Origin of the sequence: Nocardia sp. NPDC050710 (assembly GCF_040654375.1) — a bacterium.
Taxonomy (GTDB): Bacteria; Actinomycetota; Actinomycetes; order Mycobacteriales; family Mycobacteriaceae; genus Nocardia.
The window spans coordinates 24,956-43,692 of record NZ_JBFAHV010000021.1 but is presented as its reverse complement, the minus strand read 5'-3'; the positions used below and the strand labels follow the sequence as shown (position 1 = coordinate 43,692).

Sequence of the window (18,737 nt, the reverse complement as noted above, 5' to 3'; positions counted from 1 at the left end):
GGCGTCGGGACAGCACGTGATCGACGACCACTCCGGTATCGAGATACGTCAATACCAAGGGACACAGCCGAAGTGGAGCGACAGATGACCACACTCGCGAATCAGCAGACGATCGTCGTCGGAGTCGACGGCAGCCGGGTGGCGCTGGCCGCCGCGCGGTGGGCGGGCGCCGTCGCGGCCCGACAGCATGTGCCGCTGGTGCTCCTCGGCGTGGTGCCCACCGCGGACTATCGGCTCACAGCTGCCGCGCTGGCCGAGGCCGACATCCTGCCCATGCTGCGGTTGGCCGCGAAGAACAAGGTGCGGGAGGCCGCCGTCGCGGTGCGGAGCGACCAGCCGCAACTGGAGATCACCGAGCTGGTGCTGGACGGTTCGCCGGCCAGGGAGCTCATCGCGGCGGGCGATTCGGCCCGCCTGCTGGTCGTGGCCGCGAGCGCCAACGACCGATTCAGCACCCTGCTGCTCGGCTCCACCGCGCTGCTGGTGGCGAATAAGGCCACGTGCCCGGTCGCCGTGTGGCGCGGAGACCATAGCCGGCCGCTGCCCGACCAGCGCTCGATCCTGGTCGGCGTCGACGGCAGCCCCGGCAGTGAGGCGGCGGTCGGGCAGGCCTTCGAGATCGCCGCGCTGTTGGGGGTCGGGATCGTCGCGCTGCATGCCTGGAACGATCCGGATCTGCTGCAGTGGAGCCCGGTGCCGGATGTCTGGGAAACACTGGCCCAGCAAGAGGAAGAGCTGCTCGGTGAGCGGCTGGCCGGTTGGTGCGACAAGTTCCCGGATGTGGCGGTGACGCGGGTGGTGCAGAAGAGTCCGACCGCGCAGGCGCTACTGGAACATGCCGCGGACGCGCAGTTGATCATCACCGGCAGCCATGGCCGCAATCGCCTCACCGGGCTGCTGGTCGGCTCGACCAGCCAGAATCTGCTTCATCACGCGCCGTGCCCGACCCTCGTCTGCCGCGATCGCGGGTAATGACAGGCTCGGTCCCGGACTCGACTGGGCCGATGGTCCTGCCGAACCGCGACTTGTCACCGAGGGTGGGGGAGAAAAGTACCTCCGCGAGTGATCGGCGTGGGGTCATCGGCGGCAGGTCGGTGGTGTTGGGAGGCTGGCCCACTCGTAGGGGCCTCGGCTGCCCGATGAGGGGTCGTCTGCCCAGCCCCTGGTCGCGGATCGAGTCTCGGCGGTGAGCCGGTCGGCGCCGCGATCGTGGAGAGGGCGAATCAGTGCGCCACGGGCAGCGGCACGCTCGGCCAACAGCCCGAGGTACCCCGGTGGGACGGGGCAGTCGCTGTAGCGCCTGCGATCGCTGCGCCGACGGGTGATCGCGGCGCTCATGGCGATGTCCTGGTCGGTCGCCCGCCGCGCCACTGCCGCCACGGCGGCCAGATGGTCAGGGTTGTCCGGATTCGGCGCTCGATGCACGATCGTCGCCCATCCCATCCCATCCCATCCCATCCCATCCCAGCGCGGCGAAGGCCACCGACAAGTGGTGCAATACCGCCCGCGGCCGAGCAGCACATCACGCTGATCGCGTGCGGTCACCGGCAGTGATCGTGTCCGATCCATACAGGTGGATGTTGGCAGGTGTGATCTGCCATCGCGATGGCTGCATGTTGCATCTCGACGGGTGGCCTGACGTCCACCACCACTGACAGTTCGCGGGAGTCGGAACCCAAAACGGGGGATCTGATCTCGGTCCAACCAGCCGAACCGGATGCTTGGGCAGGAAGGACTACGTAGGAGACGCTCGACGTCGTGGCGAACGCTGTCGGTGAGAACCTCAGGCGGCCGCGGTGCTGGTCACCGTCGCGTCACCGTCACCTGGACGGTGTCCTGTCCGGGGTTGGTGGTGAGTTGAAGCAGCCGGGCATCGGGGACCGACACGACGTTGGCGCCCTGGATTTCGACCTGGTAGCCGTCGGGGTAGTTGCTCTGCGGCAGATATACCTCGGTGCGGGCTTCACGGGGGAACGGTTCCCCGGAATCGGCGCGGCGGGCGCTGTATCGGATGGTGAACGTCCCAGTCGCGCTGTCGTAGTGCCACTGCAGCGGGGTGCCTGCGATTGCATGTGGATATGGCCGGACGATCGCCGGATCCATCAGATTGGGGCCGGTCGGTGGCTCCTGGGGATGACCAGGTGTCTGGTTTTGCGGTTGGGACCAAAACAGCCAGGAAGCCATATTGTCGTCGAATGTATCGGCGAGACGAGTCAGCTTCGCCGAATCCTTGGTCGCGCCGAACTCGGTCACCAGCCCGACAACGCCCTCGAGGTCGGCGCGAGCCAATCCGTTGCTCACGCAGGTGTCGATCGGGCCGACGCAGTAGTCGTGAAAACTCATCCCCGCGTTCGGATCACCGGTGGGATTCGGCATCCAGTTCGGTGTGCCGAAGTCGTTGGTGACGGACGGCTCGTAGAACAGCAGGTGCTTCGGGTCGACTCGGCGGATGGCGTTCATCACTTTTGCTTCGAACGGCGCGAGTACACCGCTTTCGAATTGGGGGCAGCCCTGCGGGAAGCAGGTCGGGTATTCCCAACCGGGCCACGGCTCATTGATCAGGTCGTAGCCCAGCACGTACGGCTCGTCTGCGAAGCTTTGCGCGACATGCGCCCACATCGCCGCATAGTGTTCCTGCAGGCCGACGCCATCGGGCGCAGCGTGGTCGCGCCAGAAGTTCGCCCACGTTTGATTTTGTGCCGGGCTCGTGAAGTAGACCAACGGAAAGCCGGGGTCGGGCTGCAATGGGAACCCGTCGGTAACCGTCGCCCAGTAGGGGAACCCGCTCCAACTCGCGCCCACCGATTCGTTGAACGCGTCCTGATGGGAATCGATAAGGCTGTAGATGTTGTACCGGGCCAGCAGCTGCTGGGTCTGCTTGATCTGCGCGATGTAGTTGTCGTCGTAAACGCCGGGCTGCGGCTCGACCGCGTTCCATGCGAAACCAAGCCGGACCGCGTTGAAACCGTTCTCCGCCAGGAACTGGGCGTCGTTCTCGCCGAAACCTCCTGCTGCGGGGAAGTACGGCGGGTACTTGTAGACCAGATTCACGCCGTGCAAGGTGACCACCCGGCCCAGTTCGTCGGTGAGCCACCGACCCGCGTGCCCCAGTTCCGGAGCCGTCGGTGTCGCCGCGGCCGGTGTGGTCAGTCCCAGCAACAATATGACCAGCCCGAGACACCGTGCTGTCGAGGACATGATGGTCATCGCGCAGACCTTTCGACGATTATGCGCCGACGGCACTTCTACGGCGCTGACGACTAAAGCGAGAAACGCTCCGATACGCGGCCGAATAACACGATGGTCGAGATCACCGAACTGATGCCGAAATGCTATATATCGCTGGACGGATTCGATCGCGACACTCCGCTACACACCGCGACCAAGGGGTGGGATCGCGGATCGGTCCTGCCGCCCGCATCGCGGCTATGTCGGTTCCAGCTTTGTGTACAACGCCGTGCGACCATTCCCGGCTCGCCTACGGCGAAATCCTGCCCGACGAACGCAAAGAGACTGCGGTCGCGTTCCGGTGGCGAGCTCGAATGTTCTTTTCCATCAACGGAATAACCGTCGAGTGACGACGAATCGCCGGCGTCAGATCCTCGCGGGAAGGGCACCGCGGCGCCGTGGGCGCAGCTGGTACAGGCGGTACCAAGCCAGCGCGAGGAAGACGACCCCCAAGCCGGTGACGACTCCCATGTCGAGCAGCCACGTGCCGAGGGTGTGTTTCCACAGTGGGTCGGGTGCGCCCGTATGCGGTGAGAGGGTGTCGAGGTCGAGCGTCGCGGCGCCCGCGCCGTAGCCCCAACGGGACGGCGATATGTAGGACAGTTGGTCCAGGACGGGTGTGCCGGGGAGCCGCACCAGACCGCCAGTGAGCACCAGTTGTGCCATCGACAGCACGATCAGCAGTGGCAGCGTCTTCTCCGAGGTGTTCACCGACACCGACACCAGCAAGCCCAATGCCAGCGATGCGATGCCGAGCATCGCCATCGCCAGGATCAGCTCCAGCTCCGCCGACGTGAATATCCCTTTCGGAGGCATACTCTCACCGATGGTGCCGATGAAGAACAGCACCACCGACTGAAGAATGGTGATCACGCCCAGGACCAGGAGTTTGGACATCAGGTAGACCCCTGCCGACAGGCCCGCCGCGCGTTCTCTGCGGTAAATCGTCTGTTCTTTGACGATCTCGCGAATCGAGTTGCCGGTGCCGACGAAGCATGCGGCGAATATCAGAATCATGAGTTTGGTCGGGGCATCGGTGTTGGTTCCCGGGTCCCCGGTGAAACCCTCGCCCGACGGTATCGCGGCGATCAAGCCACCGAGAAGTAGGGGCATTACGCCGAGGAGCGCCAGATAACTTCGGTCCGAGGCGATGACCGCCAGGTATCGCCGACACAGCGTGCTGAGCTGGCTGAGCTTGGACTGTGGGGCGGGCGGCGGTGCCGGTGGGCGCTGCACTTCCACTGGGCCGACGTCCTCGGTCAGTCCGACCGCTACGTACTCCTGGAAGCGTGGCGAAGCCCGGAATTCACCGGCCCAGTCGCGGTCTTCCTCGCGATCGAACGCCTGGAACACCTCAGCCCAACTGGGCTGCGCGAAATGCTCCAGCCCCTCCGCAGGTGGCCCGTAATAGGCCAGCTGACCGCCGGGCACCAAGACCAGCAGGCGGTCACAGGAATCGAGATTCGCGACGCTGTGCGTGACGACGATGACGGTCCGTCCGTCATGCGCCAGTTCGGACAGCATTTCCATGACCGTTTTGTCCAGGCCAGGATCGAGGCCGGACGTCGGTTCGTCGAGGAACAACAGCGATGGCTTGGTCAACAACTCCAGCGCGACGCTTACGCGTTTGCGCTGCCCGCCCGAGAGCCTATCGATGCGAGTATCGGCGTGGCGCGCCAGACCGAGCTCGTCGAGGACCTCGTCGACCCGCTGCTCCCGCTCCTCGCGGCGTGTGTCACCGGGGAAGCGCAGTTCGGCCGCGTAGAGCAGGGCGCGCCGTGTCTGAAGCTGGCTGTGCAGGATGTCCTCCTGCGGGACCAGCCCGATCCGGTGCCGGAGCTCGTCGTAATGGGTGTACAGGTCGCGTCCGTCGTAGCGGACCGTCCCTTCCGTCGCGGGCCGCAACCCGGTGATCGCGCCGAGCAGTGTCGACTTGCCCGCGCCGCTGGGCCCGATGACGCCGACAAGTGAGCGCTCCGGGATGGGGAAGCTCACCTCGTCGAGGAGCACCTTGCCTTCCGGCGTCCGCACGATGAGGTTCTGCACCGAGACCGACACGTCGCCTGTGTCGACCGACTCGCGCAGTTCGTCGCCGACCAGCCGGGCCGTGGTGTGCCCCATGCCGATCAAATCGGATTCGGATAGGTCTGCGGCGTCGACCCTGGAGCCGTTGACGTAGGTGCCATTGTGGCTGCCGAGGTCGACGATCCGGTAGCTGCCCGGGCTGATCGTGCGCAGCTCGGCGTGATAGCGGGAGACCATGAGGTCATGCACGACGATGTCGTTGTCGGCCGCGCGTCCGATCCGGAGAATGGGCGAGGTGATCCGGACTACCGAGCCGGCGTCGGCCGCTGGAGGTGCCGATCGCGAAACCCGTCGGGGCAGGCCCGGTTCGAACAGCGTGACCGTTGCTTCGTCGTCGAGGTCGATTCCGGGATCGGGGACAACCATCGTGTCGCCACCGACATCGTCGTCCGACTCGTGGCCGGGTTGTCCCTCCAAGGAAACTGCCAACTGCGCACCGTTCACGGCGTGACCGAGCTGGAACGTCTCGTCGTGGTCGATCAGCATCCGCTCGACGCGGTGACCGTCGAAGAAGGTGCCGTTGAGGCTGTCGGCGTCCTCGATTTCCCAACCGTCCGAACCCCGTTCCAGAACGGCGTGCACCGACGATACGCGCGGATCGCTCACGACAATGTCGGCTGTGGGATCCCGACCGACGTTATACGCGCCACCGGCGCGTAACCGATAGACGCGTTCCCTCGTCTGCACCACAAGAACTGGCGCCTCGGGGAATTCCGTGGAGGATGATGCATCCGCCATAGCGCGAGTATACGACCGAGGCGCACTGGAGCTCTATTAGTTGGCAAACCGCCATCTCGTCGCGGTGTCCACTTGCCGCTGGCCTCGCACTTCCCATCACACCCGTCTGACCAGCACAAACCGACCGGCGAGCAGAAAATCAGCGCGTGACCGGGGCGAGTGGGGCAAAGGCGGGCGGCCGGCGGTCCAGATAGCTGGTCACGCCTTCGGTGGCGTCCGGATGGGTGAACGCGGCCAGCATCAGGTCGTCGGCCTCGGCGACGGCCGTCGCGAAGTCCGCATCCATGGCCCGGTTGATCTGGCTCTTGACGATGCTCATCGAATTCGGCGAGCAGTAGGTGGCGAGTTCGGTCGCGTAATCCACGGTCTCCTGCAACAGCGTGTCCGGGGCGCAGATGCGATCGACCAGTCCGATCGCCTGGGCTTCCGTGCCTCGAATCACCCGTCCGGACAGCAGGAGGTCCAGCGCGCGACCGCGGCCGATCAGCCGGGGGAGTAGCCAGGCGATTCCGTATTCGGCGATCAGGCCGCGGCGGACGAATGCCGTGGTGAATTTCGCGTCGGGTGTGCTGAACCGAAGGTCGCAGTACAGCGCCTCGATCAAGCCCAGACCGGCGGCCGCACCATTGATCGCCGCGATGAGGGGCTTGCGGACCGATAGCGGAAACTCGCGCGGGCGGGTGCGCTCCGGCATCTGTATATCGGTTGCCCCGCTGGCCTGTCGCAGGTCGTCCATATCGGCGCCCGCGCAGAATCCGCGCCCGGCCCCGGTGACGACGATGGCGCGGACTTCCGGGTTGTTTTCGGCGGCGTCGAGCAGTTCGAAATAGCGCTGTTCGAGCGTGTCGTTCCAAGCATTGAGCCGATCCGGGCGGTTGAACGTCAGGATCAGTACCGGTCCGCGCTGTTCCACGAGGACGGTGTCGGCGGCCTGCTGGGTGGTCTGACTCAAGGGTGCGGTCCTTTCTGGCGACCTACCTGAAAACTGTTGCCGGGCACGCATATCGGATGTGCGGATTCCGGTCCGCTCAGCACGCACCGACGGCGGTCCGCAGCTGCTCGGCTCCGAACCGACAGTAATCGAACTTGAAGTCGGATTCAATAAATTGGCCCGCATGGTGGTGCGGTTCGATTCGGCACCCGGCGTCTAGCCTGCGCTCGATCGAGTGGCGCCGACCATGCGCAGCGCGAGGTCCGCGTAATAGTCGGCGATGTCCTCGGGTGACCAGGTGCCGTCCTCGCGATACCAGCGCGCGATATCGATGCCCAGTGAGAGCAGAGCGGTCGCCGCCATATGCGGATTCTTGGTTTCGAACGCGCCGCAGGCGACCCCGCGTTCCAGGAGTAGGCGGACCTCCGCGTCGATGTTGTGCCGCATCTCCCTGATCTCCCGCTGATGGTCCGAATTCAGCGCGGCGAGTTCGTAGTTGATGATCCGGGCGATGGTATGTGCCCTCGCATGGTGCACGGCGAAGCTGTGCATCACCGCGATCAGTTGCTCCGTGGGGTCGTCGGTCGAGTCGATTGCGGCGCGCACGAGATTCAGCGTGTCCTGGTGGCCGTTCCGGGCGATCTGGTAGAGCAGTTCCTCCTTGGAACGGTGGTGCACGTAGATCGCCGCCGTGCTCAACCCGGCAATCGAGGTGATGTCGCGGGTTGTCGAGCCGTGAAAGCCGCGTTCGGCGAAGGCGATCGCGGCGGCGTCGAGCAGCCGCGCTCGGGTTTCGTCCGCGCGTGAGCGGTCCTCGGTGTCGGTCACTCAGACAGTCTCCCACCGTGGATATGACCGCCGCTGGAGCGGGGCGCGCAACAGTATCGAGCGGGTACCGCGGCCGCGAATCGGCAGACCGTTGGTTGACGTGACTATGTAGACCGGTCTAATCTGTGGATATGGCAGTCTCGGGAAGTTCGACGCGGGCACGGATGGTTGAGGCCGCTTGGTCGCTTATCGAGGCAAAGGGCTACCACGGCGCCGGGCTCAATGAGGTGCTCGCGGTAGCCGAAGCGCCTCGTGGCTCGCTATATCATCACTTCCCCGGAGGTAAGGACGAGCTGATCGGTGAGGCACTCGGAGTTGCGGGCAGAGAGGTCGATCGGATCGTAGGGGAGCTGGCTCTGACGGCGCCGACTACCTCTGATCTCGTGCGGGCCCTACTGGAACGGCTGGCCGACAGGATGGTGGCAGCCGATTACGCGAAAGGCTGCCCGGTGGCGACGGTGGCCCTGGAGGTTGCCGCGAGCAATGACAGCCTCCAGTCGATCTGTGGCGGCATCTATTCGAGCTGGCGACGAGCGCTGGCCGACGCCCTCCGCGCCGAGGGGCATGACGCGGCCGAGTCGGACGAGCTCGCGACGACGGCACTCGCTCTCATCGAAGGCGCATTGGTGCTGGCGCGTGCCGACCGCAGCCGGGTCCCGATCGAACAGGTCGGTCGTCGCATCGCCAAGCTGCTTGCCATCGACTGACAAACGCACCACTTTTGGGGTGTTTGCTATCCAGAATATGTAGACCAGTCTAGAGAGAAGATATGAACGAGACCTTGACCAGTGCTCCAGACGCCGTGGTATTCGGCGCGACGGGCTTTCTCGGTAAGTGGACGGTGTTGCATCTGCTGGATGGGGGCCGTTCAGTCGCGGCCGTCATTCGTGAACCGCATAAGTCGCATAGGAGTGCCGCTGGTCGGCCGATGCCGAGCAGGGCGGACGAGTTGCGAGCGTGGCTACGTGATCATGGTGTTGCGGCTGATCGGCTCACGGTGGTGTCCGGTGATTTCACGAACGGCGCGGACCTGGGGTTGAGTCCGGCGGACCACCAACGGCTCACAGGTGTGCGGGATGTGTTCAACACTGCCGGGCTCTACCGCTTCGGGCTGCAACGTGCGGAAGCCACGGCCGTCAACGTCGATGGTGCGCTCAATGTGCTGTACTGGGCCGCGACTCTCCCCGGCCTGCACAGGCTGATTCACGTGTCGGGATATCGGGTCGGGTCGGACCCGCACACGCGGTATCCGCTCCCCGAGGACGAATTGACGGAGCTCTACCGGGTCAAAGGAGCTTACGAAGGCTCCAAGACGGAGGCGGACGCGGCCATGCGGGTCGTCGCGGCGCAACTGGGTGTCCCATTGACCGTGGTGAATCCCAGCAGCGTGATCGGCCACTCGATCACCGGCGAGGTCGATCAATACATCGGGTTGGCCGATCTGGTTCGCGATCTGTGGATGGGGCGGCTGCCCGCGCTGCCGGGAACCGCCCGCACGTTTGTGCCCGTGGTTGCGGTGGACTATTTCGCGAAGTTCATGACCGCCATTCCCGAATTCGATCCGGAGCCCGGCGGGCTGCACTGGGTGCTCGATGGGAACACCCCCGACCTGCCCGATACTGTCCGACTGCTCGCCGACCACCTGGGTGTTCGCGCGCCGAAGACCCTTGTGCCGCTGGCGATTGTCCGTCGCCTGCCAACCGCGCTGACCGGGGCCGATCCCGAGACCCTGAGTTTTCTGTCCGAGGACCGTTACGATACGGCTTCAGCCGAGAAGGTCGCCGAGAGCGCAGGGCTCAGCACACCACCGGTCGAGACGACGTTGCGCCGCTGGGCCGATCGGCTGGTATCGGATGGCTTCGGAACGACGCCCGCGGTGCTACCCGGCGGCTTCCATGAAGTCGGCGGATCCCGCACGTTTGTCGCCGGAGACAGAACCTCGCCCGATGTCGTTCTCCTGCACGGACTCCCACTGGACGGTGAGTCGTGGCGGGGGGTGCTCGGCGAGTTGGACGACGATGTGTCGGCCCTTGTCGCCGACTTGCCCGGACTCGGCCGTTCGGCCCCCTTGTCGGCAGCCCCGCTGGATTGGCTCACCGATCTGCTGGCGCCCGTTGAAACCCGTCCCATCATTGTCGCTCACTCAGCGGCGACGGCGCCCGCCCTGCGCTACGCCGCCGCTCATCCGGATCGCGTCGCGGCCGTATTCCTCATCTCTCCCTATTTCCTTCAATCCGAGCCCAATTGGTTGCTCCGCACACCGACGTTGACAACACCTCTCCTGAAGAGGATGTCGGCCGATCGGCTCGCCCGCACACTCCTCGGCGCCCGAGGCGGCGATGCTTCGGGCCAGGTTCGTCAGGCCATCGAAAGTGCTGCCGCGCAACTGCAACGACCTGGGGTCGCCCGCCGTACCGCCCGCTGGCTCCGAGCCGCGAACCGTCCTGCAGAACGCGCCGCCCTCCAATCCCTGCTCGGCGGAACCGAACCGTTCCCGGTACCCGTCCATATCGTTGCCGGGGAACTGGATCCGCTGGTCGGCGATCCCGGTCCAGCCATGGTCGCGACCATCGCCGGCACCGGACACTATCCGCAACTCACACATCCGTCCGACATTGTTGCGATGATGCGCGGTATCGGGAGCATTCGATGAACCCCGGTTCCGGATCGGCAACCGGACCGAACGAGCCCGACGACGACCTGCCAGCACACCCAACAGCAACGGACGTTGTGGATGAACACTGGCAGCAGGTCTACCGGCAGTTGCACGCGAATCCCGAACTGTCGGGGGCCGAGTTCGCCACGGCGGATCTGGTGGCCGGGGAGTTGCGATCGCTGCCTGGTTGGGAGGTGACTCGAGGTGTGGGCGGCACCGGAGTGGTGGGTGTGCTCAGGGGCGCACCTGGACCGGTGATCTGGTTGCGCGCCGATATGGATGCTCTACCGGTCCAGGAGGAGACCGGTCTCGATTTCGCCTCGGTCGTACCCGGGGTCATGCATGCGTGCGGGCACGATTTTCATGTCGCCGCGCTCCTGGGTGCCTGCGCCGCGCTGGGGTCCGCAGGCGGACTGTCCGGCACGGTTGTGGCGATCTTCCAGCCCGCCGAGGAAACCGGTTCAGGCGCAAGGGATATGCTCGACGACGGTCTGTTGGAGAAGGTGCCGCATCCCCGGATCTGTCTCGGGCAGCATGTGAGTCCATTGCCTGCCGGGTTGGTTTTGACCAGGGGTGGGCCGTTGATGGCGGCCGCCGATTCGGTGCGGGTTTCACTGACCGGCGTCGGCGGGCATGCATCGATGCCGCACGCGGCCGTCGACCCGCTCGCGATGGCGGCCTCGCTGGTGCTGCGGTTGCAGGCATTGACCGCCCGGCAGACCTCGCTGTCGGCTGCTCCGGTCCTCACGGCCGCGGCGCTGCATGCGGGAACCCGTGCCAATATCATCGCCGACCATGCCGAATTGCTACTGAGCTTGCGGACATTCACTCCCGGCTCGCGTCGCGACATGCTCGAGGCGATCGAGCGGATCGCGATAGCGGAGGCCGAAGCCGCCGGTGCGCAGCATGAACCGGTGGTCGAGGTTTTCGATAGCCTCCCGTTGACTGTCAACACCCCGGCCCACACCGAGCGGGTCATGACCGAGCTTGCCGCCGGTGGACTTGCGGTGTTACCACTGCCGAATCCGATCACCGGTAGTGAGGATTTCGGATTGCTCGGCACGGCGGCGGGTTGTCCGTCGGTGTTCTGGCACATCGGTGGCGCTGATCCCGCCGGGTTCACCCCGGCCGACCAGGAACTGCTTCTCGGTGAGGGGAGGCTGCCATCTCGGATGCCGACAAACCATTCGCCGCGTTTCGCCCCGGCGCCCGGCAAGGCATTGGCTCCGGCGATCGCGGCGCTGGTGGCTGTGGCACGCGCGGAACTCGCGGGTGCACAGTAAATCCAGTCTTGATGATCGAATGGCATTGGGAGGGTGGTATTTTCGCCATGTCGGCTCTCCCGGGGGCTCCGATCGTCGGCTCTTCGCCGGTGTTGGTCGACCCGGGAGGCGTCGCCGCGGTGGGTGGGTTCCCGAATTCCGCGGCGACGCCTATTGATAACCCTTCCGAATTTTCGAGCGCCCAGATGAGGGGATGGCGCTGCTTACCCGGTTCGGAGGGTCAGGAGTGGGCGGTGGCGGTTTCGCCGACGGTAGCCGGCTGTGCGTGCGTCACGGTCTCCGGTAGAGCCCACGCACTGGCGAGCGTGCACACGGCCATCACCATCAAGAAGGCCGAGACCGCCGCCGTCGATCCGGTCGCGGCCAGCAGTGCGGTCATCAGGAAAGGTGTGCCGCCGCTGACCAGAATCGCGGCCAGCTGGTAGGCCAGCGTGATGCCCGAGTAGCGGATCCGGGGTTCGAACAGTTCGGCCAGATATGCCGCGAGCGGCCCGTATACCAAGCCGGATCCGAGGCCGCTGCCCACCGCGGTGGCGATCAGGATGGCGGTGAGCGAGCCGGTGTTCACCAGCCAGAAGAATGGGAACGCCCACACCGTCAAGATGGCAGCGCCGGTCAGCATGAGCGGGCGGCGCCCGAAGCGGTCGGACAGCGAGCCGGCGATATAGATGACCGGGATGCCCACCGCGGACGACAGCAAAGACACCATCAGCAAGCTGTTGCGGTCCAAGCCGAGTTCGCCGACACCGTAGGAGAGCACACCGGCCACGCTGATGTAGAAGATGGAGTTGCTACCGAAGAGCAGGCCGGAGCCGAGCAGCACCTTCTTCCAATGCTTGCGCAGCACCTCGAGAATCGGGGCTTGCGCGATCGCGGTCGAGGCGTCGCCGGCGCGAGCCTGGAGCTGGCGGAACTCCGGGGAGTCCTCGATGCGCAGTTGGATGAACAGCACGACCGGGAACAGCAGGGCGCTCGCAAGGAACGGGATACGCCAACCCCACGAGAGGAAGTCCGCGCCTTTGACGAGGCGGGCCACCAGCAGGAATGCACCCGTGCCGAGCACCAAACCGAATGGCACGCCCATCTGGCCGAATGTGCCCGCCCGGCCCTTGCGGTTCGGACGGGAGGTTTCGGTGAGCAGCAGGGTGACCCCGCCCCACTGTCCGCCGACCGCGATGCCCTGGAGGAATCGCAGGGTTACCAGCAGGATCGGTGCTGCTGCCCCGATCGACGCGGTGGTCGGCAGCAGGCCGATTGCGCAGGTCGATACCGCGACCAGGATCAGGCATGCGACGAGTGCGGGTTTGCGGCCGAACTTGTCGCCCACATGCCCGAAGACGAGTCCGCCTATGGGTCGGGCGATGAAGCCCGCCCAGAAGGTGCTGAACGACAGCAGCGTTCCCATCAGCGGTGAGGCGTTGGGAAAGAACAGCTTGCCGAAGACCAAGGCCGCGGCGGTGCCGTAGATGAAGAAGTCGTACCACTCGATGGAACTGCCGATGAGGCCGGCGGCCATGAGTCTGCGCAATTTCTTCTGGTCCGGGGCGGCAGAGACCGGGGTAGGCGTCATCGCTATCTCCAAGGTTCGGGGTGAAGGAACTGATGTGACTGCCGTCACTGTCAGTGGCCGAACCGTACTTGAAGTTGGCGTCAAATTCAACTGCTTTCGCGGCAATTGTTTCCCGACCTCGGCGGGGGGTGGAAGGAGGTCAGCTGTTGCCGATGTGGGCAACGGTGAGCTGGCGTGCGAAGGCGCGGCCGATCGCGGAACGCGGGATCCGCGTCATGCGGAGTTCTCCTCGATGATCGCGTTTGCTGGCGCCAATGCCAGCGCCCGCGGCCGTGCCGGGAGGCTCATCGGACTGCGCAGTGCGCAGCTGGGCGTGACCGGCCTGGGGCTGGGTTCGGGCAGCGCTCGAATGGTCGGATTGGTGGTAGGTGGCTATCGACAATGTGCCATCCGGCATCCCGAAGTGCTTCTGGCAGTCAGTTTTTCGGCCCGACACCCGAGGGCTTGGGCCGAGTGTGTGTGACATAGGTCATGCCATTGATACCTGAATCCAGCGTCAAGTTCAAGTGGTAGCGGGAAGAAAATCGCGCGATGCAGAAATTTGCTCGAAGGGGTTGACGCCGGTATGTGGCCTGCTGCATCTTTAGTGGCCATACCAGTTAACAAGCGCTTAGTTATGGTCTGTAGGCCCGGAAAAGGATCGCAGTTGCCGATGTCGCTAGCGGCGTCGACTGCGTTGCGCTGGTGCGCATATGGATCTCTCGAACGGTCGGTTCGAGGTATCGAGAAGAAGGAATCCGATGAGGAAATCTATTGCGGCCTCTGCGCTGCTCGCCGCCGCGCTGGGTGTCACAGCAGGCGCCAGTTCGGCCGCGCCGCTCGATCGCGGCGATGCGGTGAACTACACCGCATCGATGGCCGAACGGTCCGTGGTGATCAGTGCCGATGCCGGTTCACTGGTCGTGGAGGAGGGGGTGCTGAAACTCAAGGCCCGCAACGGTTCGGTGCTGGGCGGGACGGAATTGTCGTTCCGGGTCGATGATTTCGTGTTCCCCATTGCGGCGGAGATCCGCGACCGCACGGCCACGCTGACCCCGCAACTGGATCGCGAGCACGCGACCTACAAGCCCGTGGCCCTGCCGTACGAGGATCAGGCGCCGTGGAAGACGCAGTACGACCGTGAACAGGCCGCCTGGGCGCGGCTGTCATCGACGATTCTGATGGGCGCGACGATCGGTACGACTGTCGGCGGCCTCGGTGGCGCCGCGGTCGGTTGTGTGCTGGGCGGTATCGCCGGGGCCACCGTTGCCTCCGCGGCGATCATCGGATTGTTCGGCGCGTTCATTCCGGCCGCGGCGATCGGATGTATCGGTGGCATTGCCGCCCTCGGCACCCTCGGGACGATCGCCGGTCAGCTGCTGATCACGGCCCCGGTCGCCATCATGGCGGCCGTGCAGTACTTCACCACGATCAACCAACCGCCGCCGACGCCGGCCGCTCCGGCTCCGGCGAAGTAGCGCCCGAACAGGATGCTCGCCCCGGTGCGCCGGGAGGCCCTGTCCAGTCTGTCACATCGACTGGGCAGGGCTCTGCCGTGTCATCGGGTATTTCTGCGATCGCCGAACGCTTGGTGCGCTGTCGTCGCCGACCTGGACGCCAAGTCCGCCGAGGCGGTCGTTCGCGCCATCCAGGGCGACGTCCCCGGTGCCGCGCTCGCCGTCGGGGCAGGCCGTATCGAATCCGACGGAGATCCGCGCGCTGATCGATCGTGCGGAAGCCGAATTCCGTCCGGTAGATATGTATTTCGGCGCCAGATCGATTCACCCGCGGTAGGTGTTCCGATCGCGTCGAAGTACAGCGCGAGCCGAACGAATGCCTGCGGTGAGGCCGGAATCGGTTCGCAGGCGATCCTGGAGATAGCCCAGGCCGGCATACTCCATCCGGGAATGCCGCGACTGGACGCCGACGAAGCCTCTCCGACGGCCGGCAGGTGCGGTCGCGCCACATGATCAACAGTCGCCCAGCGATATTCGCGGCTCGATCTCGACCACGAACCGATGCCGCCGGATAAGTCGACAGTTCACCCTGTCTGCGGCTGGGTACCGCTCGGTCGTGGTGCAGTGGGGATTGATTCGGTGAGGCCGAAGGCGAGTTGATGGGCGACCGTGGTGGTGACGACCAGGTCGTCCCAGGTGGACGCTTCGTATCTGTCCGCTCGGATCGCGTCATCGAGGAGCCCAGCCGCGAGGACACCGGCGCGGAGCAAGGACGGGAACTGGACGTGCCGGATCGCGGCCGGGTGGAACTTTCCTTTGTCGCGTTCGATCGCGAACAGCTGTGCGACGGCCTTACCGGTGGACAGTGCGCCGACCAGTGCGTGTGCGGCCAGCAGCATCTCGGTTCGTTTCCGGGTACGACCGGGCGACAGGCCGGCGATCGTGCCGGTCTCCCGATATGCCTCGGACGCGGCATGCGTCCGGATCAGCACCTCGATCACGAGGGTTGTCATACCGGGGCCGATGGTCGCGCTGCGTAGATTCCATCCCTGCCCCGCCCGTAAGCCGGAGTAGGCGTGGTGGGCGAAATTCTTCGTCCGCTCGTCGTGGCTCTCGTAGAGCCATGAGGTGCCGGGGACCGGCAGGCTCATGGGGGTGAGGAAGTCCGCGGCGAGATGTTTCATGACGCGCAGTGCCGCATCTGGTAGATCATCGACTTCACGGAAGCGCCCCGAATCGTCGTGGACCGGTATCCGTTCACCGTATTCCCAGCGCACACCGACGAATTCGTTGTCGAGCACTTGGCGGAGCGTGCTGAACAAGCGCGCCAGATCGTGGCCGCCGGATTTGATGCGATGCGCACGGCCGCCGAACCCTTTGCCCATGTAGTCGATCGGCAGCCGTTTCCCGGCGGCCTCCCAGGCTCGCACTCGCTTCGACTTCGCCAGTTCGTCGAACTGTTTCGTGACCGCGCCGTCGATCGCGCCGTTGAACCACACCGAGGCCGCTCCGACCAGCCCGGCCACCGCGACCATCGCGAAATCCCGTGTCGACCACCGAACCCGCGACCGAGCCCGCCACCTGTCGAGCGCCCCCCGTTCCTCATCGCCGAGGACGGATTCGAGGTCGATCACCGACCAGCCGCGCTCGTCGCGGAGACGGTCGTGGAATTCGGTGATGTCCTCGTAGGACAGTCCGTTCGCGGAAGTGGACGGGGGCGTGGTGACCGGCTCGTCGGCGAGGGTGGCGTCCGCCGCTCGGTGCGCGTCCGCGATCCGGTGGGCGAGCGCGTCGAGGTTCCGTTCGAGGGAGTCGGTCATCGCGGATTCGTCTCGCGTGCGCTGCGGTCGGGGTCGACGTCGGGGTCGATGGCTCCGTCGGATGGCGCGTCCGGGTCGGGCAAGCGATCGAGCACGATCTCCACCGCGGCCGCGGCCTGCTCGCTACGCTCCAACTCCGCACGCAACTCTGTGAGTTCGGACCTGGCATCGACCAATTCGGTACGCAACCTCCTCACCACCGATTTGAGACGGTTGTTCTCCTGATCGAGTTCCGCGTTCGAGTTCTTCAGTTCCGCGATCCGCGCGGACAGCGCGCCCACCTTCCCTGCCAGATCGTTCTGGGCGTGGTGCAGACTCTCCACCACCCTGCGCATCTTCTGATCGCGGTCCGCGTCCTCGACCAGGAGGATGCGCGCGATCAGCCCGAGTTCGATCGCCGCCGAAGCGACATTCGCGTACGCCAGCCCGCTGAGCCGCGCCCCAGCTCCGGCGACACCCGCACCGGCAAGCCCACCGACCCCGGTGACAAGCGCGGCACCACCCGCCATACCGAAACCACCGGCGGCGAGGGAGCCGCCACCCAGCGCCGCCAGACCCGCCGATGTCGCGGCCGCGCCACTCAGGCCGAGCAGCGAGCTACCCACCACAGCGCCGATAGCGGGGGCGGCGACACCGCCGGTCGCCACGCCCACGCCGAGTCCGACCACCGTCACGACGGCCAACCTGCCCCAGCGAATGGACTTGCGCCGCAGCTGTTTCAACACCGCATCGAGCTCACGTCGCATCGCGTCGTAATCGTCGGGCCGCAATCCCGGCAGCAGCGCGGCGACCTCGGCCGATGCCGCGCGGTGCACTTTCTGTGTCCAGCCGACCCGACCGGTCCACGGATCGAATACCAGCAAGTTCGCCAGCAGGATCACCGCGCGATCCCGCTCGGTGAACTCGGCCGCCAGCCCCGGTGCGTCCGCGAGTATCCGGACGAGATCCCGCGCCGGATCACCAGGTTCGCCGGCTCCGGCCACATTCCCGCCCGACACGAGAGCCGCCACGACGGCCGCGAGCTGCTCGGACCGCTGCGCGGACAACTTCTCTCGCCGCTCCGCCACCACCTCGGCGTGCATCATCCGCACCTGCAACGCACGCAGCGCGGGCACTTCGGACGCTTCGAGACGCCAACGATCGGCACCCTCGGCCACCTGACCACCCCCTTGTCGAATCGGCCTCACTCTAGAGCCGACCACCGACAAACTTTCAGCACTTCCACGAAATGGTTGGACACGCCGACGAATATCCGCTCGACACACCGGCCGACGCCGAAATCCAAGTGTTCGAACAGCATCCAATACCCGATACCCTTGGGCGGGCACCCGCCGACAGCGGTTGGATCCGGCGCGCGGCCATGCGAGAACCACTCGTCCCCGCAATAGTGCTCATTCGGCGGAGGCAGCCGACACGCCACCCGATCGGTTCCCTGAGATCACCCACACGATTGAACAGATCGAGCCCGCACGCTGCGAGGGTGTCAGCTCCGCTCGAAAGTTGACCCGTCGGGCGGAAGCATCGGACTCACACCAGCACCCTCTGGACGACGTATCCAGTCACGCCCGGATAAGCTCCGCGAGTTCCGGATCTGCCCGGACCACATTGCGACGCCGGGAGGTTCGATGAAGTGGTGGCCACTGCAAACCGGCGTTGGAAGCCCCGATGGAGGTCCGTTGATCGCCGTGGCCGAGTGTCTGGCCGCGAGTAACCCAGACGCCCTCGCCCCAGTGCAGACAGGCGGTGCTGAGGTGTCGATGAGCACGCTGCTGGCCGAACTTGAAAATGCCGGACTTGTCACCACCTTCGAATGGGATGACGAGCCCGAGACAATCCGCGCGCAGCTGGAAGGGCTGTCGTCGTTCCCGGGTGATATGTCCTGGGACTCGTACGCAGACTTCGTCGAGGACGTCGAGGACTATGACGACGCTGAGAGGGTCGAACAATTCCTCGGGCTTGTCGGCAAACACAGCCTCGAGGCCGGAACGGCAACTGTGTCGGTCGACACCGGCAACGATGCTTATGCGATTGGTTTCGCACCCAAGCACTCCCAGCAGCTGAAGAAGGCTATGCGGTGGATCACTGTGGTCCGTCGCGACACGTTCACCTAGGGTGCGTCCGACCTTGTTTCGCGCTCACGCCCCCACCGGTTGTCGGTGAGG

The 18,737-nt window shown here is 65.4% G+C and carries 15 protein-coding genes and 1 pseudogene; 8 read left to right on the top strand and 8 right to left on the bottom strand.

Annotated elements, in window-relative coordinates:
* The first annotated feature begins 84 nt into the window (after positions 1 to 84).
* On the top strand, positions 85 to 972 hold the full coding sequence (locus AB0H61_RS28915; RefSeq protein WP_357310576.1) for a universal stress protein: 888 nt from the start codon (positions 85 to 87) through the stop codon (positions 970 to 972).
* Between the two features lie 105 nt (positions 973 to 1,077).
* On the opposite strand, the gene AB0H61_RS28910 is transcribed toward AB0H61_RS28915, so the two are convergent.
* Positions 1,078 to 1,443, bottom strand: a complete 366-nt coding sequence (locus AB0H61_RS28910; protein ID WP_357310574.1) for a hypothetical protein — start codon at positions 1,441 to 1,443, stop codon at positions 1,078 to 1,080.
* A gap of 360 nt (positions 1,444 to 1,803) precedes the next feature.
* Positions 1,804 to 3,207 (bottom strand): cellulase family glycosylhydrolase, encoded by a 1,404-nt coding sequence (locus AB0H61_RS28905; protein ID WP_357310572.1) that lies wholly within the window; start codon positions 3,205 to 3,207, stop codon positions 1,804 to 1,806.
* Between the two features lie 254 nt (positions 3,208 to 3,461).
* Between AB0H61_RS28905 and AB0H61_RS28900 the strand changes: the two are divergent.
* Positions 3,462 to 3,572 (top strand): annotated as a pseudogene (locus tag AB0H61_RS28900) (IS481 family transposase); the annotation flags it as partial.
* A 22-nt stretch (positions 3,573 to 3,594) separates the two neighbouring features.
* Here the strand turns inward: AB0H61_RS28900 and AB0H61_RS28895 are convergent.
* The 3 genes from AB0H61_RS28895 to AB0H61_RS28885 all read right to left on the bottom strand — a co-directional run bounded on the left by AB0H61_RS28895 (position 3,595) and on the right by AB0H61_RS28885 (position 7,810).
* The gene (locus AB0H61_RS28895; protein ID WP_357310570.1) at positions 3,595 to 6,051 is read right to left on the bottom strand and encodes an FHA domain-containing protein; all 2,457 of its coding nucleotides are present in this window, start codon (positions 6,049 to 6,051) and stop codon (positions 3,595 to 3,597) included.
* 139 nt (positions 6,052 to 6,190) lie between these two features.
* The gene (locus tag AB0H61_RS28890; RefSeq protein ID WP_357310568.1) at positions 6,191 to 7,003 is read right to left on the bottom strand and encodes an enoyl-CoA hydratase-related protein; all 813 of its coding nucleotides are present in this window, start codon (positions 7,001 to 7,003) and stop codon (positions 6,191 to 6,193) included.
* 195 nt (positions 7,004 to 7,198) lie between these two features.
* A complete protein-coding gene (locus AB0H61_RS28885; protein WP_357310566.1) occupies positions 7,199 to 7,810 on the bottom strand; it encodes a TetR family transcriptional regulator in 612 nt (203 codons plus the stop codon).
* Between the two features lie 131 nt (positions 7,811 to 7,941).
* Here AB0H61_RS28885 and AB0H61_RS28880 point away from each other — a divergent pair, with 131 nt between their 5' ends.
* The 3 genes from AB0H61_RS28880 (at position 7,942) to AB0H61_RS28870 (ending at position 11,749) form a co-directional block, all read left to right on the top strand.
* Entirely contained in the window at positions 7,942 to 8,517 is a 576-nt protein-coding gene (locus AB0H61_RS28880; protein WP_357310564.1) for a TetR/AcrR family transcriptional regulator, read from the top strand.
* A 62-nt stretch (positions 8,518 to 8,579) separates the two neighbouring features.
* Positions 8,580 to 10,463, top strand: a complete 1,884-nt coding sequence (locus tag AB0H61_RS28875; protein ID WP_357310562.1) for an alpha/beta fold hydrolase — start codon at positions 8,580 to 8,582, stop codon at positions 10,461 to 10,463.
* A 77-nt stretch (positions 10,464 to 10,540) separates the two neighbouring features.
* Positions 10,541 to 11,749: an amidohydrolase gene (locus AB0H61_RS28870; protein ID WP_357310560.1), complete on the top strand. Its 1,209-nt coding sequence runs from the start codon at positions 10,541 to 10,543 to the stop codon at positions 11,747 to 11,749.
* Positions 11,750 to 11,969: 220 nt separating this feature from the next.
* Here the strand turns inward: AB0H61_RS28870 and AB0H61_RS28865 are convergent, their stop codons facing one another.
* On the bottom strand, positions 11,970 to 13,319 hold the full coding sequence (locus tag AB0H61_RS28865) for an MFS transporter (protein WP_357310558.1): 1,350 nt from the start codon (positions 13,317 to 13,319) through the stop codon (positions 11,970 to 11,972).
* A 34-nt stretch (positions 13,320 to 13,353) separates the two neighbouring features.
* Here AB0H61_RS28865 and AB0H61_RS28860 point away from each other — a divergent pair, with 34 nt between their 5' ends.
* The gene (locus AB0H61_RS28860; protein WP_357310556.1) at positions 13,354 to 13,782 is read left to right on the top strand and encodes a hypothetical protein; all 429 of its coding nucleotides are present in this window, start codon (positions 13,354 to 13,356) and stop codon (positions 13,780 to 13,782) included.
* Positions 13,783 to 14,059: 277 nt separating this feature from the next.
* A complete protein-coding gene (locus tag AB0H61_RS28855) occupies positions 14,060 to 14,776 on the top strand; it encodes a hypothetical protein (protein ID WP_357310554.1) in 717 nt (238 codons plus the stop codon).
* 563 nt (positions 14,777 to 15,339) lie between these two features.
* Here AB0H61_RS28855 and AB0H61_RS28850 read toward each other — a convergent pair.
* Both AB0H61_RS28850 and AB0H61_RS28845 read right to left on the bottom strand, forming a co-directional pair.
* The gene (locus AB0H61_RS28850) at positions 15,340 to 16,575 is read right to left on the bottom strand and encodes a hypothetical protein (protein WP_357310552.1); all 1,236 of its coding nucleotides are present in this window, start codon (positions 16,573 to 16,575) and stop codon (positions 15,340 to 15,342) included.
* Positions 16,572 to 17,732, bottom strand: a complete 1,161-nt coding sequence (locus tag AB0H61_RS28845; protein WP_357310550.1) for a hypothetical protein — start codon at positions 17,730 to 17,732, stop codon at positions 16,572 to 16,574. The genes AB0H61_RS28850 and AB0H61_RS28845 overlap by 4 nt, the downstream gene beginning before the upstream one ends.
* A gap of 600 nt (positions 17,733 to 18,332) precedes the next feature.
* On the opposite strand from AB0H61_RS28845, the gene AB0H61_RS28840 reads away from it, so the two are divergent.
* Positions 18,333 to 18,686, top strand: coding sequence for a hypothetical protein (locus tag AB0H61_RS28840; protein ID WP_357310548.1), 354 nt, complete (start codon positions 18,333 to 18,335; stop codon positions 18,684 to 18,686).
* The last annotated feature ends 51 nt before the right edge of the window (positions 18,687 to 18,737 follow it).